13 protein-coding genes are annotated in these 14,807 nt (G+C 49.4%); 3 read left to right on the top strand and 10 right to left on the bottom strand.

Features of this window, described 5'->3' with window-relative positions:
• Nucleotides 1-5: 5 nt before the first annotated feature.
• Genes RRU94_RS16340 through RRU94_RS16330 form a run of 3 tightly spaced genes read left to right on the top strand, consistent with a single transcriptional unit; the run spans nucleotide 6 to nucleotide 4,155 of the window.
• Nucleotides 6-1,151: an iron-containing alcohol dehydrogenase gene (locus RRU94_RS16340; RefSeq protein ID WP_410493035.1), complete on the top strand. Its 1,146-nt coding sequence runs from the start codon at nucleotides 6-8 to the stop codon at nucleotides 1,149-1,151.
• Complete coding sequence (locus RRU94_RS16335) at nucleotides 1,148-2,743, top strand: GAF domain-containing sensor histidine kinase (RefSeq protein WP_315695796.1); 1,596 nt, start codon at nucleotides 1,148-1,150, stop codon at nucleotides 2,741-2,743. The genes RRU94_RS16340 and RRU94_RS16335 overlap by 4 nt, the downstream gene beginning before the upstream one ends.
• 5 nt (nucleotides 2,744-2,748) lie before the next feature.
• Complete coding sequence (locus RRU94_RS16330; protein ID WP_315695794.1) at nucleotides 2,749-4,155, top strand: sigma-54-dependent transcriptional regulator; 1,407 nt, start codon at nucleotides 2,749-2,751, stop codon at nucleotides 4,153-4,155.
• Nucleotides 4,156-4,780: 625 nt separating this feature from the next.
• On the opposite strand, the gene RRU94_RS16325 is transcribed toward RRU94_RS16330, so the two are convergent.
• The 10 genes from RRU94_RS16325 to ribD all read right to left on the bottom strand — a co-directional run bounded on the left by RRU94_RS16325 (nucleotide 4,781) and on the right by ribD (nucleotide 14,785).
• Entirely contained in the window at nucleotides 4,781-5,137 is a 357-nt protein-coding gene (locus tag RRU94_RS16325) for a DUF779 domain-containing protein (protein ID WP_315695791.1), read from the bottom strand.
• A 56-nt stretch (nucleotides 5,138-5,193) separates the two neighbouring features.
• Nucleotides 5,194-6,711: an aldehyde dehydrogenase gene (gene adh, locus RRU94_RS16320; RefSeq protein ID WP_315695789.1), complete on the bottom strand. Its 1,518-nt coding sequence runs from the start codon at nucleotides 6,709-6,711 to the stop codon at nucleotides 5,194-5,196.
• A 92-nt stretch (nucleotides 6,712-6,803) separates the two neighbouring features.
• Nucleotides 6,804-7,814: an alcohol dehydrogenase AdhP gene (gene adhP / locus RRU94_RS16315; RefSeq protein ID WP_315696002.1), complete on the bottom strand. Its 1,011-nt coding sequence runs from the start codon at nucleotides 7,812-7,814 to the stop codon at nucleotides 6,804-6,806.
• Nucleotides 7,815-8,025: 211 nt separating this feature from the next.
• Nucleotides 8,026-8,694: a phosphatase PAP2 family protein gene (locus RRU94_RS16310; protein WP_315695787.1), complete on the bottom strand. Its 669-nt coding sequence runs from the start codon at nucleotides 8,692-8,694 to the stop codon at nucleotides 8,026-8,028.
• 75 nt (nucleotides 8,695-8,769) lie between these two features.
• Entirely contained in the window at nucleotides 8,770-9,756 is a 987-nt protein-coding gene (dapF, locus tag RRU94_RS16305) for a diaminopimelate epimerase (RefSeq protein WP_410493047.1), read from the bottom strand.
• 305 nt (nucleotides 9,757-10,061) lie between these two features.
• Entirely contained in the window at nucleotides 10,062-11,279 is a 1,218-nt protein-coding gene (locus RRU94_RS16300; RefSeq protein ID WP_315695783.1) for an NCS2 family permease, read from the bottom strand.
• Nucleotides 11,280-11,368: 89 nt separating this feature from the next.
• Nucleotides 11,369-11,839 (bottom strand): 6,7-dimethyl-8-ribityllumazine synthase, encoded by a 471-nt coding sequence (gene ribE / locus RRU94_RS16295; RefSeq protein ID WP_251270778.1) that lies wholly within the window; start codon nucleotides 11,837-11,839, stop codon nucleotides 11,369-11,371.
• The gene (locus RRU94_RS16290; RefSeq protein ID WP_315695780.1) at nucleotides 11,839-13,047 is read right to left on the bottom strand and encodes a bifunctional 3,4-dihydroxy-2-butanone-4-phosphate synthase/GTP cyclohydrolase II; all 1,209 of its coding nucleotides are present in this window, start codon (nucleotides 13,045-13,047) and stop codon (nucleotides 11,839-11,841) included. Before RRU94_RS16290 ends, ribE (RRU94_RS16295) begins: the two co-directional genes overlap by 1 nt.
• A gap of 12 nt (nucleotides 13,048-13,059) precedes the next feature.
• A complete protein-coding gene (gene ribE / locus RRU94_RS16285) occupies nucleotides 13,060-13,704 on the bottom strand; it encodes a riboflavin synthase (RefSeq protein ID WP_315695778.1) in 645 nt (214 codons plus the stop codon).
• Nucleotides 13,705-13,708: 4 nt separating this feature from the next.
• Entirely contained in the window at nucleotides 13,709-14,785 is a 1,077-nt protein-coding gene (ribD, locus tag RRU94_RS16280; protein WP_315695775.1) for a bifunctional diaminohydroxyphosphoribosylaminopyrimidine deaminase/5-amino-6-(5-phosphoribosylamino)uracil reductase RibD, read from the bottom strand.
• Nucleotides 14,786-14,807: the final 22 nt, after the last annotated feature.

The following is a 14,807-nucleotide window of genomic DNA, read 5'->3' as shown; positions in this document are numbered from 1 at the left end:
ACTGCATGTACAAATTTGTGATGCCCGAAGTGATTTTTGGAAGCGGATCCATTTCACAGGCAGGTGAAAGCTGCCAGCGGCTTGGTGCCCGTCACGTTCTTGTCGTAACAGACCGCGGCGTTGTAGATGCCGGCTGGGCAGAGCCTGTAATAGCGAGCTGCCGCAATGCAGGACTTGCAGCTGTTTTATTTGATGATGTATCTGTAAATCCAACCGATGCCGAAGCGGCTGCCTGTGCCCGTGTTTATAAAGAGCATGGGTGTGATGCCATTATGTGCGTAGGCGGCGGAAGTCCGATTGATGTGGGAAAAGCAGCCGCCGCTCTTGTAACAAACGGAGGGCATATTCGAGATTACGAAGGAGTGGACCGCATCCTGCATCCTCTTCCCCCGCTTGTAATGATACCGACAACGGCGGGTTCCGGATCAGAAGTCTCCCAGTTTTCCGTCATTGTGGACAGTGAACGCCAGAAAAAAATGACGATTGTCTCGAAGTCGCTCGTTCCTGATATTGCCCTGATCGATCCGGATGTTCTGGCCACCAAAAGTGCGCGCCTGACCGCAACCACGGGCCTTGATGTGATTACGCATGCGATTGAATCTTATGTGAGTATGGCGGCTACTCCCATGACAGATGTGCAGGCGAAAAATGCCCTGTTTCTTGCGTCTCAATATTTGCGCCCGTCCGTTGCTTCAAAATACAGCAAAGAAGCAAAAGAAAAAATGGCGATGGCCAGTCTCCAGGCAGGGCTTGCTTTTTCCAATGCTATCCTCGGAGCCGCCCATGCGATGAGCCACACGATCGGCGGCCGCTATCCGTTTTTGCATGGTGACATTAACGCCGTTCTGCTCCCGCACGTGATGGAATTTAATTTAATTGCCTGCCCGAAAAAGTTTCGGGAGATGGCCGTTTTAATGGGAGAAGACGTAACCGGACTTTCTGATATCGCCGCCGGCGAAAGGGCCATCCAGTCCGTTCGAAAGCTTGCCGTTGATATCGGGGCTCCGCTTTCTCTTTCAGAGATGGGATTTGAAGAGGAAGCCATCGCAGAAATGAGTGAAATTGCCCTGACGGACGCCTGCATGATTACCAATCCACGCGATATTTCAGCGGAGGAAGTCGCCGCTCTGTTAAGGAGGGCCCTGTCATGAACCGGCCTGATATGATCCGGCTGCTGACGGGCGTCCAATCATCCAAACGGAATTATTATACAGAGTTAAAGCGGACCGTTGACGAGCTGCAAAAGAAAAACAGCCAGCTTGAAGTCATCAATGAGATGATGCGCAGCTTTAATGTTGAGATGTCCGTTCAAACGATGCTGAAGCATACGCAGAAAAAGCTGGAGAAGGTATACCGGATTGACCGGCTCAGTCTGGCTGTCTGGGAGGATGGCTCACTTCGAATAGCTGATGTATACCCGGAACAAGCCGCTTTTTTGCCGGGAGGAACGGCTTTTCCGGCTGATGGCTCGCTTTATTCAGAAGTGTTTTTAACCGGGCAGGATGTTCTTTATGTCCCGAGTGGTGCAGATTCCTTTTTTGAATGTGAAGCGTTTCAAGCGCTCTCGCTTCGCTCTGTCTGGCTGTTTCCGCTCAGAAGCCGCGGCGTGATAACCGGCGTAATCGGGCTTGCCTCGCGCGAACCGGCAGCTTTCTGCCAGGAAGACCGGGCTTTTTTCAGTCATTTATCCGGACAAATCGCCGTTTGTATTGAAAACGCCCGGCTTTACCATGAGGTGCTGCTCAGCAAGTCCAGATGGGAATCGACATTTCGCGCGGTAGCGGACTCTATTGTCATAACCGACCTGAACGGAACCATTTTAACGAAAAATGACAGTGCAGCTGCGAACTGGCCCCAGGCCAAAAGCGTCTTCGCTTTTTTAGCAGCGGAGCTTTTTGAACAAACCGTTCAGGAAGTAAAACCTCATATGGAGGAAGTATCGATTGGAAGCCAGATGTTTGAATGTGCCCTTTATCCGCTGCTTGATGATGGACAAATAGATGGTGTGATTGTGTATTTAAAAAACATTACAGAAAAACAGCTGATGCAGGCGCAAATTATTCATTCCGGCCAGCTGGCGGCAATCGGCGAAATGGCGGCGGGCGTAGCCCATGAATTAAACAATCCGTTAACCGCGATTATTGGCAATACCCAGCTTTTACTTCGGCTTTCCACCAGTGAAACAAAGCCGCTTCTTACAGACATTGAGGAATGCGGAAAACGGTGCCGGGCGATTATCCGCAGCCTTCTTGCTTTTTCCCGCCAGGAATCCGCTTCTTTCATTCCCTGCTCCTTAAACGATGCCCTGTATGAAGCATTGCGCCTGACCGGCCGGCAAATGGAAAAGCAGCGGATTGAATTAACGGTTGAGCTGGATGAAGATCTGCCTCTTATTGACGGAAGCATTCAGCAGCTCAGCCAAATCGCCGTTAATCTGCTCCTAAACGCGAAGGACGCCTGTTTAGAAAAAGAAACGGCAAAACAAGTGTCTGCCTGGACTGAGTCCGATGAGCACTCCGTTTATATGCGGGTGGCAGACAATGGCTGTGGCATCCCGCCCCAAAAACTGGATGATATTTTTCACCCGTTTTTCACCACTAAATCCGCCCATCAAGGAACCGGGCTCGGGTTATCGGTAAGCCTTGGTATTGCTGAATCACACGGCGGAACATTAACAGTAACAAGCAGGCTGCATGAAGGCAGCACATTTACCCTGGCCATTCCAAGAAGAAAGGGGAGGTAAACAGCATGGCTCATATTTTGATTGTCGATGATGAGCAGGAAATCGGCCGTTTTCTAACGAGGCTTTTTCAAATGAAAGGAATGGAGGTGACGTATGCAGGAAGCGGCGCTGCTTTTGACCGGCTTTCCCGCCTTGACCAATTTGATGTGGCTTTTTTAGATGTACGGCTGCCCGACCGGAACGGCCTTGAGCTTTTAAAAGAACTTAAAAGAAAAGCACCTCGCTGCAAAGCAGTTATTATGACGGGCTACAGCACTGTCAGGATGGCAGTAGAAGCCATCCAGCTTGGCGCGGAAGATTTTTTGGAAAAACCGTTTGAACATATTGAAGCGATAGAGGAGCTGCTTGATGAGTTAACGGCACAAAAAGAGGAAGAAGATTACATACAGGCAGCACTGGCCGCCGGTGCTTTTTTAGGAACAAGTCCAGACATGCATGATCTGTACCGTCTGGCTTTTAAACTCGCTGCCAAACAGATTACGGTTTTAATTGAAGGGGAAACCGGCACCGGCAAAGAAGTGCTGGCCCGCTTTTTGCATCAATCCGGCAGCCGGGACGGGGCACCTTTTATCGGTGTGAACTGCGGGGCCATTTCCGAGTCGCTGCTTGAAAGTGAATTGTTTGGCCATACAAAAGGCGCTTTTACCGGTGCCGCCTCCGACCGGGCGGGATACGTGGAGACGGCGGGAAGCGGAACGCTGTTTTTAGATGAAATTGCTGAAGCCTCCCTTGCGACGCAAGTAAAGCTGCTGCGCGTACTGGAAACAGGCGAATTTTTTAAAATCGGCGACCCTGCACCAAAGCGTACAAATGCCCGCATCATTGCCGCGAGCCATACGAATTTAGAGCAAGCGGTGGCAGATGGCGCTTTCCGGGAAGATTTGCTGTACAGGCTTGACGTTGTGAAATTAGTGATCCCTCCGCTGCGTAAACGGCAGTCAGATATTCCGCTTCTTATAGAAGCATACAAACAAAAACAACGCCTCCCTTTTTCTTTTTCACCCGAAGCGATGGAGATATGCATGCGGTATAACTGGCCCGGCAATATGCGCGAGCTGGTGAATCTTCTGCAGCGTTTGGCGGCGCTTTATCCAGAGGAGCCGTTTGTTACGCCAGAGATGCTGCCTCAAAAAATGACAAAAAAGCTTTCTCCGAAAAGACTGGCTGCGGCACCTGCGCCGTCATTCGACCAGGAATGGCGCCGGTTTTCTGATTACATAGCCCATTTATATGTGGGAAACGAGCCCATTTCGCTTGATGAACTGATACAGGAAATGAAAGGGATGGAAAAAAAAGTGGCTGAGGCATTTATTCAAAAAACGCTCCGGGAGACGGCCGGAAGCCGGGCACAGACCGCTGATCGGCTCGGTATCTCCAAACGGAAAATCCGTTATTATTTAAATGAAACGTAACATCGTCAATGGCTCAGCAGCCAAAACCCGAAAAGTCTCCTTTCTATAGAGGCTTCAGACTTTAGAAAATTATATGGATGACCGTGCACATGAATGGGATAATCGGCGGCGTCCAGGCAGCTCCGCTTTCCATGGGGCAGGCGCTGAGCCCGACTTCGCCTGGCGGCTTCATTGGTCTCAGCTGCCCGCTAGTCCCATAGGAGTCTGCGCCGCCCTCCCGCCGCCAAGTGGCTTGCGACAAGATGGTATAGAGCGAATAAGGTTGTATCTTTCTGTTTAAAAAAGGGAAATTTCTATTCGTTCTTTGCTTATGGATCTTCAACACCACTTAGTGAAGCCTGCCGGACGAAGACTCCTGCGGGAAGTACAGTGAGTCGGGAGACCCCGCAGGCGCAGCCGAGGGGCTCCCGCACTGCCCTAAGGGGCGCGAAGTCCGGCAGGCTTCAGTGTGTAGACAAAGTAAGAAAGCAGGCTGATTGAAAACGCTTGTCTTTCCAGGAACGCCGCCGGCTGGGAAGCGGAGTGACCTTTTCGGGGTCATGAGCATTCGTAGACGGCAAGTAACGCCGAAAGCAGGCGTTTGTCAACAGCCTGAAGCTTCCTTTCTATGGAGGCTTTTCTTCAATTATTGATTCAGTTCACGTCTCTCTTCTTCTGTAAATACGCGTGACCTTGTCAGAAATCTTTTTCCTTCCGGTCCTTCAAGAGAAAACATGCCTCCCCGCCCGTCTACAACATCGATAATAAGCTGGGTATGCTTCCAGTATTCATACTGGGCTTCACTAATATAAAAGGGTACCCCGCCAATTTCACCAAGCTTTTTATCCGCATCACCCGTTATAAACTCTCCGTCCGGGTAGCACATCGGCGAGCTGCCGTCGCAGCACCCGCCAGACTGATGAAACATAAGCGGTCCGTGTTTTGCCCTCAATTGATCAATTAACGCCAGAGCAGCCGGTGTTGCGGTAACACGGTCAACCATCCTGTTCCCCTCCTACGAAAGAAACGCCGCCGCTAAAGCGGCAGCGCTTTTCTGATTTAAAAGAATCCAAGGGCATCTTCTGAGTAGCTGACAAGCAGGTTTTTCGTCTGCTGGTAATGATTCAGCATCATCAAATGATTTTCACGGCCGATACCGGACATCTTGTAGCCGCCGAATGCCGCATGTGCCGGGTACTGGTGGTAACAGTTTGTCCAAACGCGACCCGCTTGAATGTTTCTCCCAAACCGGTATGCCCGGTTTTGATGGCGGGACCAAACGCCGGCACCCAGTCCGTACAATGTATCATTGGCGATTTCAAGCGCCTCTGCTTCATCTTTAAACGTTGTCACCGATACAACAGGCCCAAAAATTTCTTCCTGGAAAATGCGCATTTTGTTGCTGCCTTTAAAAACAGTCGGTTTGATATAATAGCCGTTTTCCAATCCTTCGACCGTGTTTCGCTCACCGCCTGCCAGGCACTCAGCACCTTCCTGCTTGCCGATATCCAGGTAAGAAAGGATTTTTTCCATCTGCTCGTTTGAAGCCTGTGCCCCCATCATCGTATCCGTATCAAGCGGGTTGCCTGTTTTAATTTCATTCACCCGCTTGATGACCCGCTCCATAAACTGATCATAAATGCTTTCATGAACGAGCGCACGGGATGGGCATGTACACACTTCTCCCTGATTGAGCGCAAACATAACAAACCCTTCAACCGCTTTGTTTAAAAACGCATCATCTTTTTCCATAATGTCTTCAAAGAAAATATTCGGTGATTTCCCGCCGAGTTCGAGCGTAACTGGAATCAAGTTTTGCGATGCATACTGCATAATCAAGCGTCCGGTTGTGGTCTCGCCGGTAAAAGCAATTTTAGCAATTCGTTTGTTCGAGGCCAGTGGTTTTCCGGCTTCAAGTCCAAAGCCGTTGACAATGTTTACGACTCCAGGCGGGAGCAGATCTTCAATCAGCTCCATAAATACAAGAATAGACGCTGGAGTCTGTTCAGCCGGCTTTAAGACTACACAGTTTCCAGCAGCAAGAGCCGGTGCAAGCTTCCACACCCCCATGAGGAGCGGAAAATTCCACGGAATAATCTGCCCGACTACACCAAGCGGCTCGTGGAAATGATACGCAACGGTGTCATTGTCGATTTGTGACAAGGAACCTTCCTGAGCCCGGATTGCTCCGGCAAAGTAACGGAAGTGGTCAATGGCCAGCGGCAAATCGGCATTTAATGTTTCACGAACCGCTTTTCCGTTGTCCCACGTTTCCGCAACCGCCAGCGTTTCCAAGTTTTCTTCAAGACGATCAGCAATTTTATTTAAAATGTTGGCGCGCTCGGCGACGGATGTTTTCCCCCACGCATCCTTTGCAGCATGGGCGGCATCCAAAGCCAGCTCAATATCCTCAGCCTGAGAGCGGGCGACTTCACAAAATACTTCACCTGTAACAGGCGTGATGTTTTCAAAGTACTGGCCGCTGAGCGGCGCTGTCCACTCTCCATTAATATAATTCTCGTATCTTTGCTTGAATGTAACCTTTGATCCTTCCTGCCCTGGATTTGCGTAAATCATATACCCTTCCCCCTTTGAATGATGGAAACCATTATATAAAACGCTTACATTTCCAAAATAACGGTTCCCAACTTGAATGTCAACCGAGACGCTTACAAAGTCAGCACAATGCGACCGTTAATTTTTCCTTGTGTCATTTTATCGAATACGGTGTTAATCTCATCAAGCGGCGCTGTTTCCACCTGCGCTTTTACTTTACCGCGTGCCGCAAACTCCAGCGCTTCTTTCATATCGAGTCGTGTTCCGACAATGGAGCCTTTTACAGATACGCCGTTTAAAACGGTATTGAAAATAGGAATTGGCAATTCATCATTTGGAAGGCCGACGACAACAAGTGTGCCTCCGCGTTTAACAGAACGGTATGCCTGCTCAAACGCTTTTTTCGTCACCGCTACACTGATGGCCGCCTGTACACCGCCCACTTTCTCCTGTATGGCATCGGCAGGATCTTCGTTCATACCGTTTACTACTTCATCCGCTCCTAAACTTTGGGCGAGTTCCAGCTTTTCATCTGCAATATCGACGGCTATGACGTTAAAGCCCATTGCTTTCGCATATTGAAGCGCAATATGGCCGAGGCCGCCAATTCCGTAAATCGCAACCCAGTCGCCTGGCTTTGCTCCTGATACTTTTAATGCTTTGTATGTTGTTACGCCCGCACACAAGATAGGAGCTACTTCAACTGGATCGAGGCCATCTGGAATTTTCGCTACATAATCAGCTGGTGCGACACAATATTCAGCATAGCCGCCATCAACTGAATAGCCGCCATTTTCCTGATGAGGGCAAAGCGTTTCTTGTCCCTGCAGGCAGTACTCACATTCGCCGCATGCGGAAAACAGCCAGGGGATACCGACCCGGTCTCCTGTCCTTAAAGAGGTGACCCCTTCACCAATTTCTTCGATAATTCCTACACCTTCATGGCCTGGAATAAGCGGCAGCTTTGGCTTGACCGGCCAGTCACCATGGGCTGCGTGGAGGTCGGTATGACATACACCGCACGCTTCAATTTTAACCAGCACCTCTTTGCGTTTTGGCGAGGGCTTGGGTACGTCTTTTACTTCGAGCTGCTGCTTAAATTCATTTACGACGGCTGCTTTCATATTTGTTGTTGCTCCAGGCTGCTGGTTTGGTTCATTTACGGCTGTTGTTTTCATGTTAATTCCTCCTTTTAATTGGTCATTCGTTTATTTTATTGCAAGCACTGTGCCAACAATGAAAAAGCTGACATAAAAGGGAGTTGTCTGGGTATCAGCCGATTTTTCGGCCCATTCAGCCAAAAGATTGGCTCTTATAAACGAAAAAACGGCTTTCTCAACGAGGAGAAAGCCGGCGGGCCAGTCGATATTCAGTAAAATGAAACAGCATAATCCAAAAAAACAGCCAGGCAGCACCTATGGAGAAGCCGGCCGCTACGTCACTTGGATAATGAACACCGAGATAAATGCGCGATAAGCCGATTAAAAAAATCATAGAGCCTGCCACAAGCGCCGATACGGTTTTTTTCCACTTTCCATGTACAAGCCGGAACAGCATAAAAGAAAGCGCCCCGTAAAAAATAAAAGATCCCATAGAATGACCGCTTGGAAAGCTGTAGCCGCCCTGTTCAATTAACGGCAGAATATCCGGCCGCTGACGCTGAAACAGCTCTTTTAAAAAATGATTAAACGCGCCGCCAAGGCCATTTACCAGTACAAAAAACAGCGCCCATCCATACCGTCTGCGGATCACGAGAAAAAGAGAAATAACCCCGGTTGCCACACTGAAAAATAGGACGGAACCAAGATTGGTGAAAAAGATCATCCGCGCTGTCCGGCCTTCGTTGATCCATGACTGTACCTCGTTAATGATTTTCGTGTCAAACGCCGCCACTTCATTCGTTTGAAGGGCTTCGACCACTTCGAAAAATCCCCACGTAAACAGGACGAGAAACAGCACAAGTGAGCCGTAATAAGCGTAGGCGCGCGAGTTTTTTTGCTGCAATCGCAATCTTCCTTTCTTAGCTGTAAAGGTTTTTAACGCCTTGCCCGTTCAAAAAATCCAGGAAACCTTCCTGGATTAAAAAACGGTTGAAGCCAGATACGCTTCTACTTCCTCGCGCAATTGCTCATAGGCGTTTTGTTCAGCAAACGCCTCCTGGTTATGAACGGTAAAATGAGCCGGCGTATCAAGATCAATGCTGATTGTACCCCCGAACATATACGTTCCGTTTCCGATTAAATCAATAGAATATTGTCCGTCTTCATGCACATGCACTTCGCAGCGGACTTTCCCCCCATTGTTGTATACATCAATAGGCGCTTCCATGTCGTTTAAACCGAGCTGGCATGTGGTCAGCGTAGAAGCGGACATCGCTGTACCGCATGCATTGGTGAAGCCAACGCCGCGCTCAAACGTCCGCACATACAGCGCTCCTTTTTGGATTGGATACACAAAGCTGACGTTTACACCATCTGGCGTAATGTCGTTTTTCCCGTTCAGCATTTCTGAAATCCGTTTTTGCTCATCTGAAGCAATAAGCTCCCGGTCTGCCACAACAATTAAATGAGGGTTCGGTACGGCGAGCGCAGAGAACCGGATCGAATCAGACAGTTCAGGCACCATTTCATCAAACAAACGTTCTTTTCCGATCGTCATTGGCAGATCCGCAAGATTAAACAGGACCGGTGAAATTTGAACACGGTATGCCGGCACGCCTTCATAAATATCGCCGTCTCGCTTCACATAAAGATCGGCTTTGTTTGTCTCAACGATAATCTCATTTTCCCCAAGTTTATCCAGCACGTACCGTCCATGCAAACGCAGCCCGTTGCCGCACATGGACGCTTCCGAACCGTCACTGTTAAAAATACGCATTTTCGCATCGGCATGCGCGCTTTCCATTACAAATACAATTCCGTCAGCTCCAATGCCCTTTTCCCGGTCGCAAAGCGCTAAAGCGAGATCGCGGCGGTTCTCTTCTGTAAATGTATATGCATTCGTCCACTCATCGATCAAAATAAAATCATTTCCCGACCCATGGCCTTTAATATACGAAATCTCCAACATAACTCCCTCTTTCACAGCTGATTTGTTGTTTAGTATAGCAGATTTGAACCCATTGGTGTTGCATTTCGAAAGGGTTTGTGCCATTTTTAACAAAAGAAAAAACCCGCCTGCAGAAGGCGGGTTTGAGAATGTAGACAAAGTAAGAAAGCAGGCTGATTGAAAACGCTTGTCTTTCCAGGAACGCCGCCGGCTGGGCAGCGGAGTGACCTTTTTCGGGTCATGAGCATTCGCAGCCGGCAAGTGACGCCGAAAGCGGGCGTTTGCGGGCAGCCTGAAAACCCGCCTGCAGGAGGCGGGTTTTTTTAGTGAACAATTGTATTCATTAGGAAAAGCACCGCGATAATATACATCGAAACAGGCACTTCGCGGAATCGCCCGCGGGTCACTTTTAAAATCGGATACAAAATGAAGCCAGCCGCAATACCATCTGCAATGCTTGAGGTAAGCGGTATGATGGCGATAATCGCCAGGGCTGGAATCCATTCAGTCCAGTCTGAAACGGGCAGGCGGCGGATGTTCATCGTCATCAGCGTACCGATAATGATCAAAATCGGGGCAACCGCAGAACCCGGTACCATATTTAAGTATGGCGCTGCGATAAAAGCGAGCGGAAACAGCAGTCCAGCCGTCAGCGGCACTAAACCTGTCCGCCCGCCGGATGCAATAGGCGCTGCGCTTTCCACAGCTGATACATTCGCGCTTGATCCGGCCAGCCCGCTTGCCACAACAGAAGCAGCATTTGCCTGGATGGCACGCTTGAATTTTTCCGGCTGCCGGGCCAAATTCAAATGCCCGTGCACAAGCCCGATGTTTTCAAACAGCAGCACCATCGTCAACGAAAAAACCGCTGGTATAAAAACAAACGGGGACAGACCTTGAATCGCCCAGGCACCCCATACTTCCCCATAGCTTTTGATCCCAACACTGCCCGATGCCTCCGGGAGACTGCCGAACAGCCAGGCAATGCCGGTTCCGGCTGCAATCACCCAGATGAACGTTCCCGGCACCTTGCGCCAATAAAGAATCACCGCTAAAAGAAGCGTCAGAAGAGCCGCCCAGGAAAATCCGGCTTTCTCGACGCCGATCACAATCAGAAATAAACCGAGGCCAATCGTAATTGCTTCTTTTAAAGATGCGGGCACCACGCTGTTTAACTTGGCGGCAAGCGGCGTAAATGTCACGACGGCAAATAAAAGACCCGATGTAACAGTAACGCCAAGTGCCTGCTGCCATGTCATGCCCATCTCCTGGACAAACGTATATGTGAACATGGCATTGATCCCCATGCCCGGCACGATAATGATCGGGGCATTTGCCCAGAGCGCCATAATCAAGCATCCTACAGCCGCTGACACGATTGTTGCGGCAGCAGCAGCTTCAAATGGCATGCCCGCTTCAGATAAAATGAGCCCATTCACTGCGATAATGTAAATAACGGTTAAAAAACCCGTTACACCCGCAGACCATTCCTTCGCGAAGGTTGTTCCGTGCTCGCGAAGCTTAAAAATTCCTCCATTCATTGTTAAAACCTGCTTACTGTAAAGCGCCCTCTCCCTACCCGCTGTGCTGTCAGACGAATGCCTGGCAGCCAGCCACAAGAGCCATTATATCACGCGTCAAATGAGCGGAGCAAGTTCGCCATTTCAATAGCAGACATCGCTGAATCCCAGCCTTTATTGCCTGCTTTTGTCCCAGCGCGTTCAATCGCCTGCTCAATCGTATCTGTTGTTAAAAGTCCAAAGATGACAGGTACTCCCGTTTGCATGCCAGCCTGGGCAGTTCCTTTTGCTGCTTCATTGCAGACATAATCAAAGTGAGCAGTGGCTCCGCGAATAACAGCACCAAGTGTAATCACAGCGTCATATTTTCCGCTTTCCGCCATTTTTTTTGCAACGAGCGGCAATTCAAATGCCCCCGGCACCCAGGCGATATCAATGTTGTCTGCGTCTACGCCATGGCGGATAAATCCATCTTCTGCTCCTGCGATAAGTTTGCTTGTAATAAATTCATTAAAACGGCCGGCAACGATGCCTACTTTCAATCCTGCTCCAATTAAATGTCCTTCAAATGTTTTTCCCATTATTTATTCCCCTCTTCTACATGTAATAAATGGCCAAGCTTTGAGATTTTCGTTTTTAAATAACTGCGGTTAGCATCATTGGCCGGCATTTCAATCGGCACACGCTCGACAATATCAAGACCGTATCCGTTTAAGCCGGTAACTTTGCGCGGATTGTTTGTTAACAGCCGCATTTTGGAAATGCCAAGGTCACGCAAAATCTGGGCGCCGATGCCGTAATCACGCAGATCGTCTTTAAATCCGAGTTTTACGTTTGCTTCGACCGTGTCATAGCCCTGCTCCTGAAGCTCGTATGCTTTCAGCTTGTTAATCAGCCCGATACCCCGGCCTTCCTGACGCATATAAAGCAGCACGCCGCGGCCTTCTTCTTCGATCTGTGCAAGGGCAGCATGAAGCTGCGGTCCGCAGTCGCAGCGGTGTGAGCCGAAGATATCGCCTGTCAGGCATTCTGAATGAACACGGACAAGCACCGGCTCATCACCAGAAATATCTCCTTTTACAAGAGCTACATGATCCTGGCCTGTTAAATCTTCCTCATAGCCAACCGCGCGGAACTGCCCAAAATCCGTTGGAAGCTGAATATCCGCTTCGCGGCGGACAAGCGTTTCACGACCGCGGCGGTAAGCAACAAGCTGCTCAATCGTGATCATTTTCAGGCCGAATTTTTCCGCCATCACTTCAAGCTCCGGCAGGCGGGCCATCGTTCCATCATCATTCATTACTTCACATATCACACCAGCCGGCTTGTGTCCGGCAAGCTTGGCAAGGTCTACGGCAGCTTCGGTATGGCCGGTTCTGCGCAGCACACCGCCTGATTTGGCAATCAGCGGGAAAATATGGCCCGGACGTTTAAAGTCAGCCGGCACAGACGCATCGTCCACCATCGCTTTTACGGTATCCGCCCGTTCAAAAGCGCTGATGCCGGTTGTCGTGTTGATATGGTCAACACTGACTGTAAACGCCGTCCCATGGCTGTCCGTGTTGCGTTCCACCATTGAGTGGAATTGAAGCCGGTTCGCAAGTTGTTCTTCAATCGGCACACAAATAAGGCCGCGGCCCTCTTTTGCCATAAAATTAATCATGGCACCGTCCACAAGTTCGGCGATGCCGACAAGGTCGCCTTCGTTTTCACGGTCTTCATCGTCCACTACAATGATGACTTTACCTTCTTTTAAATCCGCAATCGCTTCTTCAATTGTCGAAAACATGGATATTCCTCCTTACAAATAACCGCTCTCTTTTAATAAATCCATCGTAACGCCGCGTTTCGGCGCTTCTTTTTTCTCCAGCATACTGCCGACATATTTCGCGAGCATGTCGCACTCAATATTCACCGGATCACCCACACTTTTAGAAGCTAAAATGGTCTCGTCCTGTGTGTGCGGAATAAGAGATACGGTAATCCCTTCATCTGTCACCCCAAAAAGCGTTAAAGAAGTTCCATCCAGAGCGACGGAGCCTTTATACAAAAAGTAGCGGCTCAGCTCTTCTGGATATGAGATCGTCACATACAGGGCATTTTCTTCGTGCTTTCTTGAAACAATATGGCCGACGCCATCCACATGTCCGGAGACGAAATGTCCGCCAAACCGGCCATTGGCCGCCATCGCTCTCTCTAAATTCACACGCGCTCCCGGCGTAAGAGCAGCAAGAGCGGTAGATGTAAAGGTTTCAGGCATTACATCGGCGGTAAAGTGAGTTTTTGTAAAAGTCGTAACGGTTAAACAAACACCGCTGACTGAAATACTGTCGCCAAGGTGAACGTCCTCCAGCACTTTTTTGGCGGCAATGGTAAGCTGCAGCGACCGGCCGCCGCGCACAATTCGTTCGACTGTGCCAAGTTCTTCTATAATTCCTGTAAACATAGGATCACCTTTTTTCCATGACAATTTTCAAGTCCGGCCCTACTTGCTCCATTGAAACAAAAGCAAGGTCGAGTGCTTCATCCATCGACGATCCGCCCAACCCTCCAAAAGAAGATGGAGCCGATTTGCCGCCGATCAGTTTTGGCGCCATATACATAATGAGCCGGTTAAACGCACCGATGTCTAAAAAGGAGGCGTTCATTTCAGCACCTGCTTCTACAAACAGTGTCATAATGTTCATTTTGCCGAGCTCATCCAGCACCGCATCAATTGACATATGAGGCAGGCGGATCACCGTAACCCCTTCATCTTCTAATGCACGCTGTTTTTTTGTCTGGGCATCGGACGCACAGAAAATAATCGTTTTTGCTTCTTTGTTTTGAACAATGTGAAAATCAAGCGGAACGCGCAAATGCGTATCCAGTAAAATTCGAATCGGGTTTTTTCCTCCCTGGGGCAGTCGGGAAGTCAAGAGCGGGTTGTCAAGCAGGACCGTGCCGATACCTGTTAGGATGGCATCATGACGGCTTCTGAGAAGGTGTACGTCTTCTCTGGCGGCTTCACTTGTGATCCAGCGGCTGTGCCCGGTATGGGCAGCCGTTTTGCCGTCGGCGGTAACAGCAGTTTTAATCGTCACATAAGGCCGTTTTGTTTGGATAAAATGAAAAAATGGTGTTAATACTTCAAGTGCCCGTTGTTCACAAACGCCAGTTTCAACTTCAATACCAGCTTCCTGAAGCTTTTGAATACCCTTGCCGCCTACAAGCGGATTGGGGTCAACCGCAGCAATAAACACACGGCGCAAACCTTTTTGAATAATAAGATCTGCACAAGGCGGTGTTTTGCCGAAATGAGCACACGGTTCAAGTGTTACATAAATATCTGCTCCCTGTGCCGCATCACCCGCCTGCATAAGCGCATTCACTTCTGCATGAGCTTCTCCTGCTTTTAAATGAGCACCCATTCCGAGAATTCGGCCGTCTTTAACGACAACTGCGCCCACAGGAGGGTTTGGTGATGTTTGATAAGCCGCGCTTTCGGCGAGCGAAAGAGCAAGATTCATATATTGTTCTTTATTCACGAGAAGAGCCATCCTCCTTAGT

It is taken from the genome of Domibacillus sp. DTU_2020_1001157_1_SI_ALB_TIR_016 (assembly GCF_032341995.1).
Lineage (GTDB): Bacteria > Bacillota > Bacilli > Bacillales > Domibacillaceae > Domibacillus > Domibacillus indicus_A.
This window is presented reverse-complemented; position numbering and strand designations above follow the sequence as displayed.

Bases quoted from the DNA above. Each gene is read 5' to 3' on its own strand.
- RRU94_RS16300 (WP_315695783.1), bottom strand. From the start codon at position 11,279: ATGAATGGAGGAATTTTTAAGCTTCGCGAGCACGGAACAACCTTCGCG.
- adh (WP_315695789.1), bottom strand. From the start codon at position 6,711: ATGATTTACGCAAATCCAGGGCAGGAAGGATCAAAGGTTACATTCAAG.
- RRU94_RS16290 (WP_315695780.1), bottom strand. From the start codon at position 13,047: ATGTTTTCGACAATTGAAGAAGCGATTGCGGATTTAAAAGAAGGTAAA.
- ribE (WP_251270778.1), bottom strand. From the start codon at position 11,839: ATGGGAAAAACATTTGAAGGACATTTAATTGGAGCAGGATTGAAAGTA.
- adhP (WP_315696002.1), bottom strand. From the start codon at position 7,814: ATGAAAGCAGCCGTCGTAAATGAATTTAAGCAGCAGCTCGAAGTAAAA.
- ribE (WP_315695778.1), bottom strand. From the start codon at position 13,704: ATGTTTACAGGAATTATAGAAGAACTTGGCACAGTCGAACGAATTGTG.
- RRU94_RS16340 (WP_410493035.1), top strand. From the start codon at position 6: ATGTACAAATTTGTGATGCCCGAAGTGATTTTTGGAAGCGGATCCATT.
- RRU94_RS16330 (WP_315695794.1), top strand. From the start codon at position 2,749: ATGGCTCATATTTTGATTGTCGATGATGAGCAGGAAATCGGCCGTTTT.
- RRU94_RS16325 (WP_315695791.1), bottom strand. From the start codon at position 5,137: ATGGTTGACCGTGTTACCGCAACACCGGCTGCTCTGGCGTTAATTGAT.
- RRU94_RS16335 (WP_315695796.1), top strand. From the start codon at position 1,148: ATGAACCGGCCTGATATGATCCGGCTGCTGACGGGCGTCCAATCATCC.